General features: G+C 63.5%; 18 protein-coding genes and 1 tRNA gene. 9 read left to right on the forward strand and 10 right to left on the reverse strand.

The genetic code is table 11. The features are described 5' to 3' along the window. Positions 1 to 164: 164 nt before the first annotated feature. The 4 genes from H2509_RS11470 to ade form a co-directional block, all read right to left on the reverse strand. Positions 165 to 2459, reverse strand: a complete 2295-nt coding sequence (locus tag H2509_RS11470) for a xanthine dehydrogenase family protein molybdopterin-binding subunit (RefSeq protein WP_182165376.1) — start codon at positions 2457 to 2459, stop codon at positions 165 to 167. Between the two features lie 243 nt (positions 2460 to 2702). Then, the gene (locus tag H2509_RS11475) at positions 2703 to 3596 is read right to left on the reverse strand and encodes a helix-turn-helix transcriptional regulator (protein ID WP_182165378.1); all 894 of its coding nucleotides are present in this window, start codon (positions 3594 to 3596) and stop codon (positions 2703 to 2705) included. A 162-nt stretch (positions 3597 to 3758) separates the two neighbouring features. Continuing rightward, entirely contained in the window at positions 3759 to 5420 is a 1662-nt protein-coding gene (locus H2509_RS11480) for a long-chain-fatty-acid--CoA ligase (RefSeq protein WP_182165380.1), read from the reverse strand. A 237-nt stretch (positions 5421 to 5657) separates the two neighbouring features. Beyond that, positions 5658 to 7358 (reverse strand): adenine deaminase, encoded by a 1701-nt coding sequence (gene ade, locus H2509_RS11485; RefSeq protein ID WP_182165382.1) that lies wholly within the window; start codon positions 7356 to 7358, stop codon positions 5658 to 5660. Between the two features lie 286 nt (positions 7359 to 7644). On the opposite strand from ade, the gene H2509_RS11490 reads away from it, so the two are divergent. Together H2509_RS11490 and H2509_RS11495 are read left to right on the forward strand one after the other, a co-directional pair. After that, positions 7645 to 7938: a glycine zipper domain-containing protein gene (locus H2509_RS11490; protein ID WP_182165384.1), complete on the forward strand. Its 294-nt coding sequence runs from the start codon at positions 7645 to 7647 to the stop codon at positions 7936 to 7938. 43 nt (positions 7939 to 7981) lie between these two features. Next, entirely contained in the window at positions 7982 to 8251 is a 270-nt protein-coding gene (locus tag H2509_RS11495; RefSeq protein ID WP_182165386.1) for a glycine zipper domain-containing protein, read from the forward strand. Between the two features lie 75 nt (positions 8252 to 8326). Here the strand turns inward: H2509_RS11495 and ald are convergent, their stop codons facing one another. Continuing rightward, a complete protein-coding gene (gene ald / locus H2509_RS11500) occupies positions 8327 to 9460 on the reverse strand; it encodes an alanine dehydrogenase (protein ID WP_182165388.1) in 1134 nt (377 codons plus the stop codon). 175 nt (positions 9461 to 9635) lie between these two features. Here ald and H2509_RS11505 point away from each other — a divergent pair, with 175 nt between their 5' ends. Beyond that, positions 9636 to 10106, forward strand: coding sequence for an Lrp/AsnC family transcriptional regulator (locus tag H2509_RS11505; RefSeq protein ID WP_182165390.1), 471 nt, complete (start codon positions 9636 to 9638; stop codon positions 10104 to 10106). A gap of 16 nt (positions 10107 to 10122) precedes the next feature. Here H2509_RS11505 and trhO read toward each other — a convergent pair whose 3' ends face one another. The 3 genes from trhO to H2509_RS11520 all read right to left on the reverse strand — a co-directional run bounded on the left by trhO (position 10123) and on the right by H2509_RS11520 (position 12936). After that, complete coding sequence (gene trhO, locus H2509_RS11510; protein ID WP_182165392.1) at positions 10123 to 10893, reverse strand: oxygen-dependent tRNA uridine(34) hydroxylase TrhO; 771 nt, start codon at positions 10891 to 10893, stop codon at positions 10123 to 10125. A gap of 149 nt (positions 10894 to 11042) precedes the next feature. Further along, on the reverse strand, positions 11043 to 11573 hold the full coding sequence (locus H2509_RS11515; protein WP_209001918.1) for a TlpA family protein disulfide reductase: 531 nt from the start codon (positions 11571 to 11573) through the stop codon (positions 11043 to 11045). Between the two features lie 229 nt (positions 11574 to 11802). Next, positions 11803 to 12936, reverse strand: coding sequence for a fumarylacetoacetate hydrolase family protein (locus tag H2509_RS11520; RefSeq protein WP_182165394.1), 1134 nt, complete (start codon positions 12934 to 12936; stop codon positions 11803 to 11805). Positions 12937 to 13111: 175 nt separating this feature from the next. Here H2509_RS11520 and H2509_RS11525 point away from each other — a divergent pair, with 175 nt between their 5' ends. From H2509_RS11525 to H2509_RS11535, 3 genes are all read left to right on the forward strand, one after another. Next, positions 13112 to 14365, forward strand: coding sequence for a PQQ-dependent sugar dehydrogenase (locus H2509_RS11525; protein WP_182165396.1), 1254 nt, complete (start codon positions 13112 to 13114; stop codon positions 14363 to 14365). Next, on the forward strand, positions 14365 to 14964 hold the full coding sequence (locus tag H2509_RS11530) for a c-type cytochrome (RefSeq protein ID WP_182165398.1): 600 nt from the start codon (positions 14365 to 14367) through the stop codon (positions 14962 to 14964). Before H2509_RS11525 ends, H2509_RS11530 begins: the two co-directional genes overlap by 1 nt. A gap of 69 nt (positions 14965 to 15033) precedes the next feature. Next, complete coding sequence (locus tag H2509_RS11535) at positions 15034 to 15873, forward strand: ATP-binding cassette domain-containing protein (protein WP_182165400.1); 840 nt, start codon at positions 15034 to 15036, stop codon at positions 15871 to 15873. A 134-nt stretch (positions 15874 to 16007) separates the two neighbouring features. Here the strand turns inward: H2509_RS11535 and H2509_RS11540 are convergent. Beyond that, positions 16008 to 16083: transfer RNA gene (locus H2509_RS11540), tRNA-Lys, on the reverse strand. A gap of 544 nt (positions 16084 to 16627) precedes the next feature. Here H2509_RS11540 and H2509_RS11545 point away from each other — a divergent pair. From H2509_RS11545 to H2509_RS11555, 3 genes are all read left to right on the forward strand, one after another. After that, positions 16628 to 18394, forward strand: coding sequence for an acetolactate synthase 3 large subunit (locus H2509_RS11545; protein WP_182165402.1), 1767 nt, complete (start codon positions 16628 to 16630; stop codon positions 18392 to 18394). Between the two features lie 17 nt (positions 18395 to 18411). Next, on the forward strand, positions 18412 to 18984 hold the full coding sequence (gene ilvN, locus H2509_RS11550; RefSeq protein WP_182165404.1) for an acetolactate synthase small subunit: 573 nt from the start codon (positions 18412 to 18414) through the stop codon (positions 18982 to 18984). A gap of 140 nt (positions 18985 to 19124) precedes the next feature. Further along, positions 19125 to 19874 carry a pyridoxine 5'-phosphate synthase gene (locus tag H2509_RS11555; RefSeq protein WP_182165406.1) on the forward strand — a complete coding sequence of 250 codons (750 nt, stop codon included), beginning with the start codon at positions 19125 to 19127 and terminating at the stop codon, positions 19872 to 19874. Here H2509_RS11555 and H2509_RS11560 read toward each other — a convergent pair. Continuing rightward, entirely contained in the window at positions 19847 to 20485 is a 639-nt protein-coding gene (locus H2509_RS11560) for a hypothetical protein (protein ID WP_182165408.1), read from the reverse strand. The genes H2509_RS11555 and H2509_RS11560 overlap by 28 nt on opposite strands. Positions 20486 to 20698: the final 213 nt, after the last annotated feature.

A 20698-nucleotide genomic window follows, 5' to 3' on the forward strand; every position in this document is an offset into this window, starting at 1 on the left:
CGCACGTCTCGCCTGCGGAGAGATCATGGCGGGCGTCAGGCCTGGGATCAGGACTTAGAGCGGGATGGCGAAAAATGTGAGCGGTTTTCGCCATCCCGCTCTGTATATATGGAACCGATCACGTTTTATGAGGTGAGGCCGACTCGGTCCAATCTCACCATGATCTAGGACTGAATCGCCTGCCAGACCCGATGCGGCGTCGCCGGCATGTCTATATGGGCGACGCCCGCATGACGGCGCAAAGCATCGCCGACCGCATTCATGACAGCCGCAGCCCCGCCGATGGTGCCGGCCTCGCCCGCGCCTTTGATGCCGAGCGCGTTGGTGGTGGACGGCACGTTGCGCGTTTCGAAATGGAAATCAGGCAGGTCCTCGGCACGCGGCATCTGATAGTCGAGGAAGGTCGCCGTCAGCAGTTGGCCGTCCTCGTCGAAAACCGTGCGCTCCATCAGCGCCTGGCCGATGGCCTGGGCCGCGCCGCCATGAACCTGGCCTGCCAGAAGCAACGGGTTCACCGTGACGCCGAAATCGTCGACGATTACATAGTTGACGATGTCGGTGTCGCCCGTCTCCGGATCGATCTCCACCTCGCAAATATGCGTGCCGTTCGGATAGGTTGCCTCGGCCTGCTTTACCGCGTCGCGCGCGGAGAGTGGTTCAGGCGCCTGCGCGGCGATTTCGGCGAGTGTCACGGCGCGGTCGGTGCCGACCACGCGGACCTCGCCGCCGGCAAGCTCGAGATCCTCGGCGCCGGCCTCCAGCTTGTCGGCCGCCAGTTCCTTGATCTTCGCGACGAGGCTTTTCGACGCGTTGAGCACCGAAGGCAGGCCGATCGGGATCGAGCGGGAACCGCCCGTGCCGCCGCCCTTGCGCACCCTTGCCGTATCGCCCTGGATGACATTGATGCGATCGAGATCGATGCCGAACTGCTCGGCGATCACCTGGCCGTAGGCGGTCGCATGGCCCTGACCGTTGGTCTGGGTACCGATCAGGAGCGTCACCGTGCCATCGAGTCCGAGCTCGACCGTCGCTTCCTCGGAACCGGGGAAGGCGCAGGCCTCGACATAAGTGCACATGCCGATGCCGCGATAGCGGCCTCGGGCCGCGGCCTCCGCATCGCGCACGGCAAAACCGGCCCAGCCGGCGACATCCATCGCCTTCTCCATGTGGCCCGCGAACTCGCCGGTATCGTAGAAACGGCCGGTCTGGGTCGTATAGGGCATCTTCGCCGGCGGAATGAAATTGCGACGGCGAATTTCGTCCGAACTGAGGCCCATGTCACGCGCGGCGACCTCGACCAGCCGCTCGATCAGGTAGGCGGCTTCCGGACGGCCCGCGCCGCGATAGGCGTCCGTCGGCACCGTATTGGTGAAGACGCCGGTGACGGTCACATGCAGCGCCTCGATATCGTAGACGCCGGTCGACATGGAGGTGCCGACCCAGGGAATGAACGGCCCGTACTGGTGCAGGTAGGCGCCCATATTGGCCGTGAGATCGACGCGCAGGCCAAGGAAACGGCCGTTCTCGTCCATGGCCATCTCGGCGACGGTGACGTTGTCGCGGCCATGGGCGTCGGTGACGAAATGCTCGCCGCGCTCGCATATCCACTTGACCGGACGCCCGAGGCGCTCCGACGCCACAAGGCAGAGCGGATATTCGCGGTAGACGAAGATCTTGGTGCCGAAGCCGCCGCCGACATCCGGCGTCACCACCCGCAGGCAAGCCGGATCGATGGCAAGGATATCCTCGGCGATCACGTCGCGCACGGCGTGGCCGCCCTGTGTGCCGACGGTCAGGGTGTAATCGCCGCTCGCCTTGTCGAATTCGGCGACGCAGCCGCGCGTCTCCATGTAATTGGCGACGAGGCGGTTGTTGACGATCTCGATGCGGCTGACCTTCGCGGCGCGGGCGAAGGCCGCATCGCACTTGGCCTTGTCGCCGTGACCGAGCGTGAAGGCGCGGTTGGTGCCCGTTTCCGGCCAGACGAGCGGCGCGTCATCGGACATCGCGCTTGCCGTCTCCACGATGACGGGAAGCGGCTCGAAATCGATCTCAATCAGTTCCGCCGCCGATTTCGCCGCGTCGACCGTGTCCGCGACAATGAAGGCGATCGCGTCGCCGACATGACGGACAGTATCCGTGCAAAGAACCGGACGGTTGGGCACCGCATGCTTGGTACCGTCGACCTGCGCCATGACCGCCTTGGTCGGCATCGGCTTCAGGTCGGTTATGTCGGCGGCAGTGAGAACCATGTGCACGCCCTCGGCCTCGCGGGCGGGCGAAAGATCGCCGAGAGTGAACGTCGCGTGCGCCATCGGTGAGCGCAAAACGTACGCATGAAGTATCCCTTCCGGTCGATAATCGTCCACATAGTGGCCGTGCCCGGTGATGAGGGCTGCGTCTTCCTTGCGCCGCACGGGGGCGCCAATGCCGAATTTCTTCTGCACGATCTCGTTCATGAACGACTGCCTCTAGTCAGGAATGTCCTGTTCGATCCGGGAAGGAGGATGTCCCGGCATTTGTCTTCGCGCCTGTCGGACCGATGGATGCCCGATCAAAGGATCGGAAAAATCCACAATGCAAACGGCTTGCGTGGTTGCGATGAACTTAGACCAAGAACGGGCACGATGTGAACTGTTCAGATGCCGATGGCCGTCGCGTAGATAGGCGATCCGCGTCCGGCGTCCAGGCGCGACAGGGCGTTATCCGCCGTTGAAGCGCGGCTCGCCCAGCGCCTCGATCCGGTAACCGCCGAAGCGGCGCGCCATTTCGGCGAACTCTTCCCTGCGGCAGAAGGCCAGCAGTTTTTGGAACGGCGGCTCGAACCAGTCGCGGCGGGAAACGAGAAGATCGAAGCGCTCCTCGCACCAGGGAATGAAATCAAGCTTGAACTGGCGGGCGGAGGCGGCAAGTCCGAAGGCAACGTCGGCTTCGCCACCCAGCACCGCCAGGGCCGCCTCGCGCTCGTCGCGGGCGAGCCCGCCATGGCCGACGGCGCAGGCAAGGTCGGGCTCCGCGCCGAGCAACCGCTCAAGCAGCAACTGGCTGCCGGCCTTCGGCTGCCGGCGCACCAGTCGCAGGCCCGCAAGATCGCGCAGCATGCCGATCCTGCCCGCCTGTCCGGGCTGGACGATGAAGCCGCGCTGGCGCCAGGCCCATTCCACAAGCACCACCGGGCGATAGCGATAGCGGTTCGCGATCGTCACCGCGTTCCAGCCAAGGCCGTCTCCGTCTTGCCGGTCTTCGGGGACATGCAGGCCGGCCGCAATCCCTTCATTCGCATCGAACCGGTCGAGCCCGTCGAGACTGCCGTCGAAGAAGACGGCAAGGCCGGAACCCGACTCGCGCACCGCCCATTCAAGCAGCGGATCATGGCTGCCGAGAATGACGAGGGGCCGCGCCGGCTCCATGCCGGGGCTGTCGCTTGCCTGGTCGATCCAGGCGAGAATCAGATCGCGGGGAAAAAGAAGCTTGCCGGTCGCGCGGCTGTGCGGAATTTCGCCGGCAGCGGCCAGGTCGTAGATCTTGCGCTCCTTGACCCTGAGCAGATCCGCCATCTCATGGGTAGTGAGATAAAGAGGTAGCTGGTTCTCCATGCGCCTTCCGCATCCGACGGTAACTGCCAACATCCATGCCCGGGCATGCCCTCGCCGCAGGAAGGATCAGACTGACATATGCGATGGAGCAAAAAAAGAAGCTGGGCGGACAGATAGCCCTGTCCGCCCCGATATTTTCATACGAATGCACATTTCCAAGCGTCAGGCGGCGGTCGAGGCTGCCTGTTTGGCGTTTTCTTCCTCCACCAGTTCCTTCTTGGAGAGCTTGCCGACCATCGTCTTCGGCAGCGTATCGCGGAACTCGATCTCGCGCGGCATCTCGATGCTCGACAGATGAGACTTGAGGAAGGCCTTGAGCTCGTCCTGAGAGACTTCCGCTCCCGCCTTCAGCTTGACGAACGCCTTCGGCGCCTGTCCGCGATAAGTGTCGGAAACGGCGATCACGATCGCCTCCTCCACCGCCTCATGCTGGTAAAGGGCTTCCTCGATCACGCGCGGATAGACGTTGTAGCCGGAGCAGATGATGAGGTCCTTGATCCGGTCCACCAGGTGGATGAAGCCGTCCTCGTCCATGTAGCCGACATCGCCGGTATGGAGAGCGCCGTTTTCCACCGTCTTTGCCGTTTCGTCCGGACGGTTCCAGTAGCCCTTCATGACCTGCGGGCCGATGACGACCAGTTCGCCCTTCTCGCCCATCGGCACGGATTTCGACAGATCGGCAAGATCGCGGAAATCGACCCGGGTCCCCGGCATCGGCAGGCCGATCGACCCGGCACGGCGACGGTCGTCCAGCGGATTGGCGGCCACCACGGGCGAGGCCTCCGAAAGCCCGTAGCCTTCGACGAGGATGCAGCCGGTCAGCTCCTCGAACCTGGTCTTGACCTCGACGGGAAGCGGCGCGCCGCCCGACATGCAGAACTTGATCGAGGTCAGGTCGTAACTGGCCGTCTCCTTGGCGTTGTTGATCGCCGTGTAGATCGTCGGTACGCCGGGGAAGAGGGTCACCTTCTTGCGCTTGATGGAGTCCAGCAGCATCTTCAGCTCGAAGCGCGGCATCAGCACCATTTCCGCGCCCAGCGCCACCGACTTGTTCTGGGCGACCGTCATCGCGAAAACGTGGAAGAAAGGCAGCACGCAAAGCATGCGCTCGCGTCCAGGCTCGGCGGCGGCGAAAACCGTGCGCATCTGTTCGATGTTGGCCGACAGGTTCTCGTGCGTCAGCATCGCCCCCTTGGGAACGCCGGTCGTGCCACCGGTATATTGCAGCACGGCGACGTCTTCCCTCGGATCTATCGCGACCGGCGTCGGCTTGCCGCCCCTGGCGACAAGGTCGTCATAGGCGACATGGCTGCGGTCATAGGTGATCGCCGCCCGGTCCTTGCCCTTGAACAGCGTGAAGAGAAGCTTCTTCGGCTGCGGCAGGATATCGGCCATCCTGCAAACGATGATCGTGTCGAAGGCGCCTTCGCGCCGCACTTCCTCGACCTTGTCGTAGATGACCTTGAGATCGAGCGTCACCATGATGCGGACATCCGCATCCCGCGCCTGGAAGGCGATTTCCCGCGCCACGTAGAGCGGGTTGAAGTTGACGATGATGCCGCCGATCTTCAGGATCGCGAAATAGAAGGCCGTGTAATATGGCGTGTTGGGCAGGCAGATGCCGACCTTGGTGCCCTTGGTCACCCCCATCGCCTGAAGGCCGGCGGCGGTGCGCTCCACCATCTCGCCGAGTTCGCCGTAGCTCCACCCCTTGCCCAGGAAATCGATCGCCGGCCGATCGCCGTGGCGGGTTACCGCTTCATCAAGATATTTGTGGATGGGCCGTGGTTTGAAAGTGTCGAGCCACGCCTGAACGTCATCCATATTGCCTGTCCTCCCGTACAGCCCGGTCTTCGCCGCCTCACAATTCTTATCCCACGACCAGCGGACATGCGTCCATCCGGATCGCGGAGAAACGAGGCCCCTCTCCCGGCCCCGCTCCGGCGCAGACCATGCAGATACCTTCCGTTTACGTCAACTGCGAACGTTGCAAAAACCGATCATTTTCCGATCACGTTTCGAGGGTCAGGGCCAGGGGCCCATCCCTGCGATGCGGCTCGTTCAATCCAGAAGCGCGAAACGGTCGACGTCGAAAAGCCCGCGATCCGTAATCTTCAGATGCGGAATGACGGGCAAAGGCAGGAAGGCGACCTGGAGGAAGGGCTCCGGCAGGGTGCACCCCAGCTCCCGAGCCGCATCGCGCAGCCTTTCCAGGGCTTCGCGAACCACCTCGAACGGTTCCAGGCTCATCAGGCCGCCGACGGGCAAGGCAAGTTCCGCCAGCACGCGGTCTCCCTCGGTGACGACAAAGCCGCCCTTGATGCGCGCCAGGTGATTGACGGCGGTCGCCATAGAGCGATCGTCGGCACCGATGACACAGATATTGTGGCTGTCATGGCCGACGGAAGAGGCAATGGCACCCCGTTTCAGGCCGAATCCGGAGACGAATCCCCGTCCGATATTGCCCGTCCTGCCATGCCGTTCTACGACGGCGACCTTGACCGCATCCTGCTCGATATCAGCGGCAAGCGCGCCGTCGGCAACCGGCAGGGTCCGCCTCAGATGCTGCGTGATGATCTTGCCCGCATCGACGCCGATGACGGACGTCTCGTTCCGACCGGAAGCCTCGATGCGGAAATCCTGCGCCGTGATCTTTCGGACATGGACGCTGTCGAGCGCCACCGCCGGGATTTCCTCGCGTGCCGCGAAAGCCTCGTCGCTGACGACGCGTCCGCCGGCGATTACCTGATGAACGCGGCAATCCTCAAGATCGTCCAGCAGGACGATGTCGGCGCGCCAGCCTGGCGCGACCAGCCCGCGGTCGCGCAGGCCGAACGCGTTGGCCGCCGACCAGCTCGCCGCCCGGTAGGCATCCTGCGGGCGCGCGCCGCCGGCGATCAGGCGACGGATCATGCAGTCGAGATGCCCTTCCTCGGCAATGTCGAGCGGATTGCGGTCGTCGGTACACAGGCAACAGAAGGACGCAGTGTCGGGGGTAAGGATCTCCATCAGCGCGTCGAGATCCTTGGAGACCGAGCCTTCGCGGATGAGGATCGTCATGCCCTTGGCAAGCTTTTCGCGGGCTTCGGCCGCCGTGGTCGCCTCGTGGTCGGTGCGGATGCGCGCCGCGAGATAGCCGTTCAGCGCCATGCCCCCGAGGAGCGGCGCGTGACCATCGATGTGACCGTCCTGAAAAGCCGCCAGTTTGGCGATGACGCCGGGATCGCGGGCAAGCACGCCGGGGAAATTCATGAATTCGGCAAGGCCGATGACCTTCGGATGATCGCGCAGGGCCAGAAGATCGCCGACCTCCAGCCGCGCGCCCGCCGTCTCGAAATCCGTCGCCGGCACGCAGGAGGAGAGGTTCACGCGAATGTCCATCAGCGTGCGGGTCGAGGCTTCCAGAAAATACCGGATACCCTCCGCACCGCAGACATTGGCGATCTCGTGCGGATCGCAGATCGCCGTCGTCACGCCATGCGGCAGCACCAGCCGGTCGAACTCGAAGGGCGTGACGAGCGAGGATTCGATATGAAGATGGGTATCGATGAAGCCCGGCGCGACGATCCGGCCGCCGGCATCGAGGGTTTCCGCCCCCTCGTAACGGCCATGCGTGCCGACGATACGGTCGCCAACGATGGCGATATCGGTTTCCGTTACCGAACCGTCGATGACGCTGAAAAGCCTGGCGTTGCGAATGACGAGGTCGGCCGGCGTCTCGCCGGCTCCGGCGGCTATCGCCCGTTCGAGAAATTCCTTCATTGGTCTCCGTCACCGGTCAATTGAGGTCTCCTGGCCGCTTCGGCGCCGTCAGCCGCGGCCCCTCGACCACAAAAAGCTGTGCATGACGCCATCATTGCCTTTTTCGTGTGATGCGGGTCACAATTTCCGTCAAAAGCGTCGATAAATGATAGGCTATCATCAATTCGTTTTGTCTGGTGACATATCGGGTCCATCGGTTCATTGTCGTTAGGGCAGGTCTTAAAGTTCCAATCGCTCGGTTGGACTCACTTTCCCGGCACCGAGCTAGCAGCGCGGAGGAAAAGCGATGCACATCAAGTCAGTAAAGGGTAAGGCGATCGCACTCACAGCGGCGGCGTCGGCATTGGTCCTGGCCGGCTGCCAGTCCGACAGCCAGCGCGATCGCGCGCTGGTCGGCGGCGGCCTGGGTGCCGCCACGGGCGCGGCGATCGGCGCGGCCGCGACGGGCGATGTCGGCGGCGCATTGGTGGGCGGTGTGATCGGCGGCGCGAGCGGCGCCATCATCGGCTCTGCGACGACGCCGAAAAACTGCATCGCGACGGATCGCTACGGTCGTCGTTACTACGTGGCCTGCCCGTAACATCTCAGGTGATTGCGGCTGAAACGAAATGGATGGAATGGGGATGAAAGCCGTCTTTGCACTCAGCGCGTTTGCGCTTCTCCTGGCCGGCTGCCAGTCCGACAGCCAGCGTGATCGCGCGCTGGTCGGCGGCGGTCTGGGCGCGGCCACAGGTGCCGTCATCGGCGCCGCAACGGGCCACGGCGCCGGCGCAGCCGTGGCGGGAGCCGCCATCGGCGCGGTCGCCGGCGGTGTCGTCGGCGCGGCAACGACTCCCAAGAACTGCGTGGCGCGGGATCGCTACGGGCGCCGCTATTACGTGGCCTGCCCATAAACGGGAAACGACTTCCATCAACGAAAAAGCCGGCAGCATCCGCTGCCGGCTTTTTCGTTTCGAATGCAGTCCCGGTCAGGCCGCCGCGGCCATGCCGGCTAGCGCGACCTGCGGTGCGACGAAGTCGTAGCCGAGCGCATTGGCAACCGCCTCGCAGGTCACCTGGCCCTTGTAGACATTGAGGCCCGGCAGGAAATTCGGGTTAGCAAGCAGCGCCTTCCGGTAGCCCTGGTTGGCGAGCGCCAGCACGAAGGGCAGCGTCACATTGTTCAGCGCATGGGTCGAGGTACGCGGCACGCCGCCCGGCATGTTGGCGACGCAGTAGTGAACGACGTCGTCGACCACATAGGTCGGCTCGGCATGGGTGGTGGGACGCGAGGTCTCGAAGCAGCCGCCCTGATCGATGGCGACGTCGACAAGCACGGAGCCCGCCTTCATGCGCCGCACCATATCCGCCGAGACCAGCTTCGGCGCAGCCGCACCGGCAACCAGAACGGCGCCGATCACGAGGTCGGCGTCCAGCACATATTCCTCAAGTGCGGCCGCCGTGGAATAGACCGTGCGCAGCGCAGCGCCGAAACGGTGCGAGAGGTTCGCCAGCACATCGACATTGCGGTCGAACACGGTGACATCCGCGCCGAGGCCGAGCGCCATGGTGATCGAATGCGCGCCGACCACGCCGCCGCCGATCACGACGACCTTGGCGGGCGCCACGCCCGGAACGCCGCCGAGCAGGACGCCGGCGCCGCCATGGGCCTTTTCCAGCGCCGAGGCACCGGCCTGAACGGCGAGACGGCCGGCAACCTGCGACATCGGCGCAAGCAGCGGCAGCCCGCCGCGGCCGTCGGTCACGGTCTCATAGGCGATGCAGGTGGCGCCGGACTTGACCAGGTCGGCGGTCTGCGGCGCATCGGGGGCCAGATGCAGATAGGTGAAGAGGATGTGGTCCGGGCGCAGCATGGCGCGCTCGACGGCCTGCGGCTCCTTCACCTTGACGATCATGTTGGCCGCGGCGAAGACGTCTGCCGCGCTCTTCAGCACCTCGGCGCCGGCGGCTTCATAGGCAGCGTCATCCGCGCCGATGCCGACACCGGCTCCGGTCTCGACCACCACCTCATGACCGTTGGCCACGACCTCGCGCACGCTGCCGGGGGTGAGGCCAACCCGGTATTCGTGGTTCTTGATTTCCTTCGGCACACCAATGCGCATGACATCCTCCCGAATTCGTTGTCGCCGCCCCTTGACCGGAGCCTCGAGCGATATCGGAAAAGTATATAGCGGAGCGCCTCGCAGTTTCTTGCGAACTTGCACTTCAAAATGCCATATGCGCAATATCCTTCGATAAATTGGTATCTATTTCGAATTATCTGCGGAGTTGACGCGAATGAAGCTCGATCGGCTCGACCGCCGGATCCTCGCGGTGCTGCAGGAGGACGGCCGGATCGCCAATGCGGACCTGGCCGACAAGGTGGGCCTTTCCCCCTCCGCCTGCCTGCGCCGGGTACGCATGCTGGAGGAGGCCGGCGTCATCGACCGCTATGTGGCGCTGCTCGACCAGCACAAGATCCAGCGGCGGATGGACATCTTCGTGGAAATCTCGCTGACGTCGCAGGCAAGCGAGGTACTGGAGGCGTTCGAACGTGCGGTCGCAAGGTCCTCGGAGATCATGGAATGCTATCTGATGGCCGGCGACGCGGACTATATCCTGCGGATCGCTGCCGCCGATCCGGGCGATTTCGAGCGTATCCACCGCGACCACCTGTCCCGCCTGCCCGGCGTGACGCGGATGCGCTCGTCCTTCGCGATCAGGACGGTCACGCGCAAGACGGCGTTCGTGCTGGATGTCGAAGACTGACTATTCGATCCAGACTTCAGAGATCGCGCGGCAGGATGGCCATTGCCTCTTCCGGCGCGCCCTTGCCCCAGGTCGGTCGCAGGTCGTGATCGACGGCAATGCGGTCGTCGAAGACGAAGCAGGTGCCCTGCCAGAGGCTTTGCTCCTGCGGCACCTTTTCCAGGTAGTTCAGGATGCCGCCCTTGAGGTGATAGACCTCGGGCAAGCCGAGTTCGAGAAGCAGCGATGTCGCCTTTTCGCAGCGGATGCCGCCGGTGCAGAACATCGCGACCTTCGGCTTTTCGGCAAGGGTAACCGCCTCCCTCGCCCAGTCGGCGAAGGCACGGAAGGACCGGGTCTTCGGATCGACCGCGCCCCGGAACGTGCCGAAGGCGACCTCATAGGCGTTGCGCGTATCAACGAGAACCACATCCGGGTCGCTGATCAGCGCGTTCCAGTCCTCCGGCTCGACATAGGCACCGACCGCCTTGAGGGGATCGGCCTCCGCAACGCCGAGGCTGACGATTTCCCGCTTCAGCCGCACCTTCATCCGGCCGAAGGGCAGGCGTTCGGCCCGCGAGAACTTGACGTCGAACCCATTGATCCGGGGATCGGCGCGAAGATGCGCCAGCACCGCCTCGATGCCGGCATCCCGTCCGGCGATGGTGCCGTTGATGCCTTCCCCGGCCAGCAGCACGCTGCCCTTCACGCCGTTGTCGCGGCAAACCGCCAGCAGCGGCTCGCGAAGCTCGCGGTAATCCGCCAGTTCGGCAAACCTGTAGAGCGCTGCGACAAGAAAATCGGACATCAAGAGCGGATCCAGTCTGCTGCCGGCATCTCCCGGCGTCATTCGCCGGCAGCTATAGCCGATCGCAAATGGCCTTGAGAAGAGGCGGCGGGCCATAAAAAGCCGGGGCTCCGCGCGGGGGCCCCGGCTGAAATCGGCGAACCGGCGGTTCAAAGGCCCTTCTGGCCCTCGTCGATCACGCCCTGCAGGAAGGAAATCATCTTGGGGTCGTCCCACTCGGCCGGGCCGATGAGACGGCCGATCTCCTGACCGTCCGCATTGACGAGGAAGGTCGAAGGCAGGCCGAAGATCTTGAAGGCGCGGGCCGAGAAATTGGCCTGGTCGACCATGACCGGCAGCGACTTGACGTCGATCTCCTTGTAGAAGGAATTCACCGTATCGGCGCCGCCGCGATCGAGCGACAGCGGCAGGACGGTGAACTTGTCGCCGCCCAGTTCCGCCTGCAGGCGGTCGAGCTGCGGCATCTCGGTCCGGCAGGGAACGCACCAGGTCGCCCAGAGATTGACCAGGACGACCTTGCCCTTGAAGTCCTGCAGCGAGCGGGCATTGCCTTCCGCATCGGCGAATACGAAGGCATCCACGTCGCGCGGCTGGTCGAGCAGCGGGATCTGCGTCGGCCCCTCGGCATGAGCGGCAGTGACGCCGAGCATCAGGAACAGTGCCAGAAAAACGTGCTTCATCACTTCAATGTCTCCCGTCCGCGCCTGCGGCATGCGGACTTTTCTTTCGGTCGCGCGGCCCGGATCGGACAGGCCGGCATCAAGGCGGAGTGTCGGTTGAAGATCGAACGCCGGTCATGCCAGACGGCATGCGGCCGGCAAGGAAGGATCACCCGCTGGCGCGCATGATCCTTCGTTTGACCGATGACAGACGAATGAGAAATGCGTGATTGCGGCCCTGTCGGAAATTTCAGATCAGTCCGCGCGCGGCGAGATTGCGCATCAAGGCCGCCGGACCGAAGGTCCAGGGCGGGCATTCCGTCGAAAGCCGCACCGTATTGGCGAGCGTGCCCAGCGACGGATTGGAGATCGCGACCCGGTCGCCGATCTTGTGCGTGAAGCCCTGACCCGGCGCATCGCGATCCTCGACCGGCGCAAACAGCGTGCCCAGGAACAGCATGAAGCCGTCGGGATACTGATGATGCCGGCCGATGGTCTGGTCGACGAGATCGAGGGGATCGCGGCTGATCTCCTTCATCGAGCTGTGACCGTCGAGGACGAAACCGTCCTCGCCCTCGACCCTCAAAACAAGTTCGGCGGAGCGAACGTCGTCGATCGTGTAACTCTCGTCGAAAAGGCGGATGAAGGGGCCGATGGCGCAGGAGGCGTTATTGTCCTTCGCCTTGCCCAGCAGCAGCGCCGAGCGGCCCTCGACATCCCGCAGGTTCACGTCGTTGCCGAGAGCGGCGCCCTTCACCTCCCCTTTCGAGTTGACGGCAAGAACGATCTCGGGCTCGGGATTGTTCCACTTCGATACCGGATGCAGGCCAACCTCGGCGCCGTGGCCAACCGGCGACATGGGCTGCCCCTTGGTGAAGACTTCGGCGTCCGGACCGATACCGACTTCCAGATACTGCGACCAGATGCCTTCCTCGACGAGGGCTGTCTTGACTTTGGCGGCTTCCGCGGACCCCGGCACGAGATTGCGCAGGCTGTCGCCGATGATCGCGCCGACACGGGCGCGGATCGCGTCGGCCTTGGACGGATCGCCGGCCGCCCGCTCCTCGATCACGCGTTCGATCATCGAACGGGCGAAGGTGACGCCGCAGGCCTTGACCGCCTGCAGGTCGCAAGGCGCGAGAAGACGGTACTTGCCGGACCCGACGACATCCGACAACGACCCGAGATCCTCGCCGGCCGCGGCATCGACAACGGACACAACATCCTCGCGCTCGAGCAGGTCGCGCATGGTCGGCGCTTCGCGGGACGTGATGTCGAAAACACGGCCCGCGCGCACCGCGACCAGAGCCGGCCCATCGCTATCCGTCCGCCAGACGCGCCCGACGAAACGGCCCTCCTCCGGCAAAAGTGATAGCTGGCTCATGTTTTCTCTCCCATCCGACGACATTAGCATTCACCATTCCATGCGGCTTGCCGCGCGTTCAATTCACTATATCGGCCCGGCTCGTCTGGAAAGTCCGCATTTGCAATATATAATACAAAACGCACGCCCGAAATTACGGGAAAATGCGGCATAAATCATTGGGAGGAAAAGAGAAATGAGAAAAGCTTTGTTGGCGACGGCCTCGCTGCTCCTCGCCCTTGGGACGGCGCAAGCCCAGGCACCAGCTCCTGACAATCTCGAAAAACTGTCGAATTTCCAGACCACGGGCACATCCGAATTCACCTATGTCGCGCAGTCCGGCGACTATGCCGACGGCATCAAGAAGAACCTGGAGCGCATCAAGCTGCCGGAAGGCTTCAAGATCGGCCTGTACGCCGTCGTGCCCGATGCCCGCCATATCGCAGTCGGCCCGCAAGGAGTTGTCACTTTCGTCGGAACCCGAAAGGACAAGGTCTGGTCGGTGACCGACCGCAACAAGGACCGGGTGGCCGACGAGGTGAAGGATTTTGCCCCTTCGCTCAAGTTCGCCATCCCGAACGGCGTCTGCTTCTCCAGGGACGGCTTCCTCTACATCGCCGAGCAGAACCGCGTGCTCGTCTATCCGGCGGCGGAATATTTCTACGAGAGCCCCGATGTCGCGGCCTTCAACGTGGTGAAACAGGGTGACCTGATCCCGGCGTCGGAAGAAAGCTACAACCATACGGCGCGCGTCTGCCGCGTCGGACCGGACGGCAAGCTCTATATCTCGCTCGGCCAGCCCTTCAACGTGGCACCGCCCGAAAAGCTCGACCTCTACAGGAAGGTCGGCATCGGCGGCATGATCCGCCTGAATACCGACGGCACGGGCCGCGAGGTCTATACCTACGGCATTCGCAATTCGGTCGGGCACGACTTCCATCCCGTTACCGGCGAATTGTGGTTCACCGACAACCAGGTCGACGGGATGGGCGACGACATTCCCCCCGGCGAGATCAACCGCCAGACGGCGCCGGGTCAGCATTTCGGCCATCCGTGGTACGGGGGCGGCAGCATCCGCACCAACGAATATGCCGAACAGGAAGTGCCGGTCGACGTCGTCATGCCGGCGGTCGAGACCATCGCCCACGCGGCCGACCTGGGCATGACGTTCTACACCGGCAACCAGTTCCCGGCGAAGTACAAGAACGCCATCTTCTCGGCCCAGCACGGCTCGTGGAACCGCACGACGCCGGTCGGCGCCCGCGTAATGGTCACCTTCGTCGATGACGAGGGCAAGGCGACGGCCGAACCCTTCGCGGAGGGCTGGATCGACGAGAACGGCGAATATCTCGGCCGCCCGGTCGATGTCGCCCAGCTTCGCGACGGCTCGATCCTCGTCTCCGACGATCTGGCCGGTGCGATCTATCGCATCTGGTACGAGGGCAACTGATGCTTCGTGCCGTCATTCTCGGTCTGGGCGGGGTTTTCCTCGCCCAGGCTGTCCTCGTTCAGGCCGCACTTGCCGACGATCCGGCCGGCGACCCGGATGCGGGACGCAAGAAGGCCGGAATGTGCCGCACCTGCCACGGCATCGAGGGTTTCGCGAAAATCCCGATCGCGCCGCATATCGGCGGCGAACCGGCCTCCTATATCGCCAAGCAGCTCAAGGCCTTCCGGCAGGGCACGCGCACGCACGAGATGATGACCGTCGTGGCGAAGAACCTCGACGACCAGTCGATCGCCGATCTCGCCGCCTGGTATTCCTCGCATGGCGCAACGGCGGCCCTCCCCGCAGGCAAGACAGCAGAGAGCGCGCCGGAGGTCTGCTCCGCCTGCCATGGCGCGGACGGTATCGGCCTGATCGAGAACGTGCCGAATCTTGCCGGTGAAAGTCCGCTCTATATCGACACCCAACTCAAGGCCTTCCGGCTCGGAAAGCGGACGGACGAGGTCATGTCGGCAATCGCCGCCGACCTGACCGACGAAGAAATCCGCAATTTCGCCGACTGGTATGCATCGGTAAAATTGACAATCGAGGCGGTAAAGTAGGTATAAAGGCCTGCCCGGAGTGCACGCGCGCCCCCCTGACGCGTGCCTGCCGCCTCGATGAGCCCGTGAATGTCCGCTTCGGAATACAAGATCGTCTGCCGGAACCTGTGGAAGGTCTTCGGCATCGGCGTGAGACAATTCATGGCGGATCGGGCTGGCAAGCCATCCGACGAATCTCTCAGGCAGGCGGGCCTTCTTGCGGCGGTCAAAGGTGTCGATCTGGAGGTACGCGCAGGCCAAACCCTCGCCATCATGGGCATGCCGGGCTCCGGCAAATCGACCCTGATACGCTGCCTCTCCCGCCTGGTGGAGATATCGGCCGGCCAGATCCTGCTTGACGGGGAAGATCTGGCTTCGGCGGACGAACTGCAAATGAACGAGTTCCGGCGCCGGCGAATGGGCATGTTGTCGCAGGGATTTACGCTGCCGCGTCATCTCAGCGTCCTGCGCAACGTCTCCTTTCCTCTTGAAATCCTCGGCGTCGAAGGTGGCCAGCGCCTGGCACGCGCGAAAGCGCTGATCGAACTGGTCGGCCTGTCGGGCAAGGAAGATTTCCTGCCCGGGCAACTTGCCGACGCCGAGCGGCAACGTGTGGGAATTGCCCGCTCGCTCGCGGTGGAGCCGGAACTCTGGTTCCTCGACCAGCCCTTCTCGCGCCTCGACCGGTCGACGCGCCTCCAGATGCAGGAGGAATTCCTGCGGCTGAAGGACGCCGTCGATACCACGATCATCCTCGCCACGGATGATATCGAGGAAGCGATACGCCTCGCCGATCAGCTTGCCATCATGAAGGACGGGGCAGTCATCCAGGTCGATACTCCGGAGAGGATTCTGTCGCGACCGGCAAATGGCGACATCGCCGCGCTGCTGCGCCAATCGCCGGGCACCCGGAAAGCCGAAGTCGCCTGATCGGGAAGACGCCGGAACGAAACAGTCGCGTCACGAAATTTCGGCACCGAGCCGACAAATGCCGGCTGTGCGGATACAGGACCGGGCGCTCTCGGGCGAGCGCTCATCTCATCGCATTTTTCAGGAGAAAGAAGTGGTGGGTGTACAAGGATTCGAACCTTGGACCCGCTGATTAAGAGTCAGCTGCTCTACCAACTGAGCTATACACCCACGATGCCGATACCGGCCACAGGCGGTCAATCGCGTCAGCGCCGCAACGCCACCTTGTGGAGGGGGTATATATCGACCCTTTTTCCGGCATGCAAGAGGCGTGAGGCGCTTTTTGCAGGCTGGGGATAAAGTCGCCGGACGCTTCCGGCACAATTTCGACCTTCCGCAACTTTCGGCAAGCACAAGGGCCGCAAGGCGAAATTTCATGACATTTGCGCTTGACCGCCCCGCAGGCCGCGTCTAGTTTGCAGCGCACCTGAATTGAAGAGCATTTCGCTGTTCTTTTCGGCCAGTTGGAATTGGTTTCAAGCGGGAAACTGGAGCGAAAGAGCCGTGGCGCAAATTTCAGCCAAGGTTATTCTCGTAGTAGGAAGGCGCGCTGCCTGGACGGGGTGATATCCGTCCGGAAGGGTTAGCGCGCGAATGGGCCTCCTCGGGGGCCTTTTTTATTACCCGGACCCTTCCGACACCAGACACCGGAGCCGATGTTGCCAAGCACGGCCCCATTCGGACATGAAGGCCGAACAAGCCGAGGAAAGACGAGATGAAACGGGAGATGACGGGCGCCGAAATGGTGCTCCAGGCCTTGAAGGATCACGGGGTTCAGCATGTTTTCGGCTATCCCGGGGGCGCGGTGCTACCGATCTATGACGAGATCATCCAGCAGGACGACATCACCCATATTCTCGTACGCCACGAACAGGGCGCGGGCCATGCCGCCGAAGGCTATGCACGCTCCACCGGCAAGCCGGGCGTCGTCCTGGTCACCTCCGGTCCGGGCGCGACCAACATGGTCACCGCGCTGACGGATGCCATGCTGGATTCCATCCCGCTCGTCTGCATCACCGGCCAGGTTCCCACCCATCTCATCGGCAACGACGCCTTCCAGGAATGCGACACTGTCGGCATCACCCGCCCCTGCACCAAGCACAACTGGCTGGTGAGGCGGATCGAGGACCTGCCGCGCGTCCTGCACGAGGCCTTCTATGTCGCGACCAGCGGCCGTCCGGGCCCGGTCGTCGTCGACATCCCGAAGGATATCCAGTTCGCGACCGGGGAATACGAGGGTCCGAACAACATTGCCCACAAAACCTATCGCCCGCGCCTGAAAGGCGACATGAGCGCCATCCGCCAGGCGGTGGAGCTGATCGCCAGCGCCAGGCGCCCGGTGCTCTATACGGGCGGCGGCGTCATCAACTCCGGCCCCGCGGCGAGCCAACTGCTGCGCGAATTCGTCGAACTGACGGGCATTCCGATCACGTCGACCCTCATGGGCCTGGGCGCCTATCCGGCATCGGGCAAGAGCTGGCTCGGCATGCTCGGCATGCACGGCACCTACGAAGCCAACATGGCGATGCACGATTGCGACGTCATGATCGCCATCGGCGCGCGTTTCGACGACCGCATCACCGGACGTCTGGACGCATTCTCGCCCGGCTCGCGACGCATCCACATCGATATCGACCCCTCCTCGATCAACAAGACCGTGCCGGTCGACCTGCCGATCATCGGCGACGTCGCGCATGTGCTTGAAGACATGGTCCGCATCTGGCGTTCTTCCTCCTTGAAGATCGACCAGTCCGCCATGAAGGCCTGGACCGGCCAGATCGACACCTGGCGGGCACGCAATTCGCTCGCCTATCGGCCGTCCGAAGACTTCATCATGCCGCAATACGCGATCCAACGGCTTTACGAGCACACCAAGAGCCGCAACACGATCATCACGACGGAAGTCGGCCAGCACCAGATGTGGGCGGCGCAATTCTACGGCTTCGAGGCCCCGAACCGCTGGCTCACTTCGGGCGGTCTCGGCACCATGGGCTACGGCATGCCGGCGGCGATCGGCGCGCAGGTCGCCAATCCGGACGCGCTGGTCATCGATATCGCGGGCGACGCCTCGATCCTGATGAACATCCAGGAAATGTCGACCGCCACCCAGTACGGCCTGCCCGTGAAGGTGTTCATCCTGAACAACCAGTACATGGGCATGGTGCGCCAGTGGCAGCAACTGCTGCACGGCAACCGGCTGTCGCATTCCTATACCGAAAGCCTGCCGGATTTCGTCAAGCTCGCCGAGGCCTATGGCTGGCACGGCATCGCGGTCGACAAACCGGCCGACCTCGACGATGCGATCGAGGAGATGCTGGCGAGCCCGAAAGCCGTGATCTTCGACTGCCGGGTCGCCAATCTCGCCAACTGCTTCCCGATGATCCCCTCGGGCAAGGCGCATAACGAGATGCTGCTGCCGGACGAGGCGAATGACGAGGCGGTGGCCAAGGCCATCAGCAAGGAAGGCAAGGCGCTGGTCTGAGGCGCGGAGGACAGGCAATGAACGCACAGAACATCAACGCGCCCTCCGCCTATTTCATGGCCGAGGTCAGCGAGAAGCTCGAAACCCATACGCTTTCGGTGCTCGTCGACAACGAGCCCGGCGTGCTCGCGCGCGTCATCGGCCTGTTTTCGGGCCGCGGCTACAATATCGACAGCCTGACCGTGTCGGAGACCGAGCACGAGAAGCACCTGTCGCGCATCACCATCGTCACCACCGGCACGCCGCAGGTGATCGAGCAGATCCGCCATCAGCTGGAGCGGCTGGTGCCCGTGCACCGGGTGATCGACCTGACGGTGGAGGCTCACCGCAACAACCAGGACAAGCCGCTGGAGCGGGAGCTGGCGCTGGTCAAGGTCGCCGGCACCGGCGAGAAGCGGCTGGAAGCGCTGCGGCTTGCCGACGCCTTCCGCGCCACCGTCATCGACGCGACGACGGAGCATTTCGTCTTCGAGATCACCGGCCGCACCAACAAGGTGGAGCAATTCATATCCATCATGGGTCCGCTCGGTCTCATCGAAGTCTCGCGCACGGGTGTCGCCGCCCTGCAGCGAGGCGGCAAGGCGCTCTGAGAAACGCGCGCATCGCCGATCCGCCATGCAGCAATGCGGGTGGACAGGCACGCCGGCATGGGCAACTCTGGAAAGCGACCGGGGGCAGCTAACCGCTGCCCCCTTCTCGTCTTTTCGGGTATCGGGAGCCAAGCTTGAAGATGAGCGAGCCAAGCCGCCTTTCCGTCAACGTCAATGCCGTCGCCATGTTGCGCAACCGTCGCGACCTGCCCTGGCCGAGCGTCGTCAACCTGTCGCGCATCGCCTTGCAGGCCGGCGCCAAGGGCATCACCGTTCATCCAAGGCCCGACGAGCGGCACATCCGCAAAGCCGATGTCGCCGACCTGCGCGCGCTGATCCGGGACGAGTTTCCCGACAAGGAACTTTGCCTGGAAGGCTTTCCAAGCCCCGATTTCATGGAGCTGGTGGAGCGCCACCGGCCGCATCAGGTGCTCTATGTGCCGGACGACCCGCAGCAGCTCACGTCCGATCACGGCTGGGACCTGGAGCGGCACGGCGCGCTGGTTTCCGCCGTTACCAGGCAGACCAAGCAATGGGATGTCAGAGTGTCGCTTTTCGTCAATGCCGATCCGGAAGCGCCGGAACTTGCAGCAAGGCTCGGTGCCGAACGCATCGAAATCTATACCGGCCCTTACGGCGGCTGCTACGACGATGCCGAACGGGCGGCGGCCGAACGCGCCAGGGTCGTCGCCACGGGCAAGGCGGCAAAGGCAGCCGGCCTCGGCGTCAATGCCGGCCATGACCTGACGCTTGAAAACCTGCCGCCGCTGGTCGCGGAAATGCCGTTCCTGCGCGAGGTTTCGATCGGCCACGGCTTCACCGCCGACGCGCTGATCTACGGCTTTGCCGAGACGGTACGCCTCTACCGGGTGGCGCTGGGGGAGATCTGAAACACGCCGGCATCCGCAGCAAGGCCGGCCCGGATCGCCGTCAGAAAACGCTCCGCGTAACCGGCGATCTCAACGGCCCGGTCCCTGCCATTGACAGTGCGGCGCGCTTCGACGAAATCCTGCTTCTTGGCGTCGACATAGTGAGCGAGCCCGAAGCCCTTGCCGTTGAAATCTCCGTCGAGCATCCCCTCCACCAGGATCCGGATAGCAACCGCGGTCTCAAGTGCCCTGTCGGGAAATTGCACGAGGTCAATTCCAAGTTTTCTGGACTGCTTCCGGTAGTTTTCCAGCCACGTCAGTTGAACATAGCCACGACCGTAATAAGCGTGCCCATAGTCGCCCGCCGTTCGCGCATAGTCTCTTCCAGCAAGCCTCTTTCTCGCTTCCTGGTCGGAAGCGGCGAAGCTTTCGCGGACCGGGACCATGTTCAAGCCAACTTCGGCCCGCACGGTTGCCAGGATATAGGCAAGTTGCGCTGGCGGGTTTTCGGGATGTCTCGCGAACCAGTAGTCGAAAATGTCTTCAATATTATCGACGGTGAGCTGCCTGACCCTGCCGCCAAAGATCGACTGTCTGACGCCGTCGTAGAACCTGGATCTGTCGAATTTCATTCAACCTCCCGAGCCAAAGGCGAAATCCTTTCTCGCGCCGATGTATCTGCTGTGCCGGTAAAACAAGGTGACGGGTGGATCCTAAAGCCCGGCAAGTTAGCGGGGGTAAGTTGATTTCCAGCCGGCCCGGCGACGCGGGTTTTCAAATCGACGGTCGGGCATAAGGATTGCCTTGATTATCGAGCCGGGTGCGGCTATCAATCCCGGGATAAT

Origin of the sequence: Stappia albiluteola (genome assembly GCF_014050225.1) — a bacterium.
GTDB classification, from domain to species: Bacteria; Pseudomonadota; Alphaproteobacteria; order Rhizobiales; family Stappiaceae; genus Hongsoonwoonella; species Hongsoonwoonella albiluteola.

Excerpts from the sequence above, each read along its gene's own strand:
- H2509_RS11545 (WP_182165402.1), top strand. The coding sequence starts at position 16,628 with ATGAAACGGGAGATGACGGGCGCCGAAATGGTGCTCCAGGCCTTGAAG.
- ade (WP_182165382.1), bottom strand. The coding sequence starts at position 7,358 with ATGAAGGAATTTCTCGAACGGGCGATAGCCGCCGGAGCCGGCGAGACG.
- H2509_RS11470 (WP_182165376.1), bottom strand. The coding sequence starts at position 2,459 with ATGAACGAGATCGTGCAGAAGAAATTCGGCATTGGCGCCCCCGTGCGG.
- H2509_RS11495 (WP_182165386.1), top strand. The coding sequence starts at position 7,982 with ATGAAAGCCGTCTTTGCACTCAGCGCGTTTGCGCTTCTCCTGGCCGGC.
- H2509_RS11515 (WP_209001918.1), bottom strand. The coding sequence starts at position 11,573 with ATGAAGCACGTTTTTCTGGCACTGTTCCTGATGCTCGGCGTCACTGCC.
- H2509_RS11560 (WP_182165408.1), bottom strand. The coding sequence starts at position 20,485 with ATGAAATTCGACAGATCCAGGTTCTACGACGGCGTCAGACAGTCGATC.
- H2509_RS11530 (WP_182165398.1), top strand. The coding sequence starts at position 14,365 with ATGCTTCGTGCCGTCATTCTCGGTCTGGGCGGGGTTTTCCTCGCCCAG.
- H2509_RS11535 (WP_182165400.1), top strand. The coding sequence starts at position 15,034 with ATGTCCGCTTCGGAATACAAGATCGTCTGCCGGAACCTGTGGAAGGTC.
- H2509_RS11490 (WP_182165384.1), top strand. The coding sequence starts at position 7,645 with ATGCACATCAAGTCAGTAAAGGGTAAGGCGATCGCACTCACAGCGGCG.
- H2509_RS11555 (WP_182165406.1), top strand. The coding sequence starts at position 19,125 with ATGAGCGAGCCAAGCCGCCTTTCCGTCAACGTCAATGCCGTCGCCATG.
- H2509_RS11520 (WP_182165394.1), bottom strand. The coding sequence starts at position 12,936 with ATGAGCCAGCTATCACTTTTGCCGGAGGAGGGCCGTTTCGTCGGGCGC.
- trhO (WP_182165392.1), bottom strand. The coding sequence starts at position 10,893 with ATGTCCGATTTTCTTGTCGCAGCGCTCTACAGGTTTGCCGAACTGGCG.
- H2509_RS11525 (WP_182165396.1), top strand. The coding sequence starts at position 13,112 with ATGAGAAAAGCTTTGTTGGCGACGGCCTCGCTGCTCCTCGCCCTTGGG.
- H2509_RS11480 (WP_182165380.1), bottom strand. The coding sequence starts at position 5,420 with ATGGATGACGTTCAGGCGTGGCTCGACACTTTCAAACCACGGCCCATC.
- H2509_RS11505 (WP_182165390.1), top strand. The coding sequence starts at position 9,636 with ATGAAGCTCGATCGGCTCGACCGCCGGATCCTCGCGGTGCTGCAGGAG.
- H2509_RS11475 (WP_182165378.1), bottom strand. The coding sequence starts at position 3,596 with ATGGAGAACCAGCTACCTCTTTATCTCACTACCCATGAGATGGCGGAT.
- ilvN (WP_182165404.1), top strand. The coding sequence starts at position 18,412 with ATGAACGCACAGAACATCAACGCGCCCTCCGCCTATTTCATGGCCGAG.
- ald (WP_182165388.1), bottom strand. The coding sequence starts at position 9,460 with ATGCGCATTGGTGTGCCGAAGGAAATCAAGAACCACGAATACCGGGTT.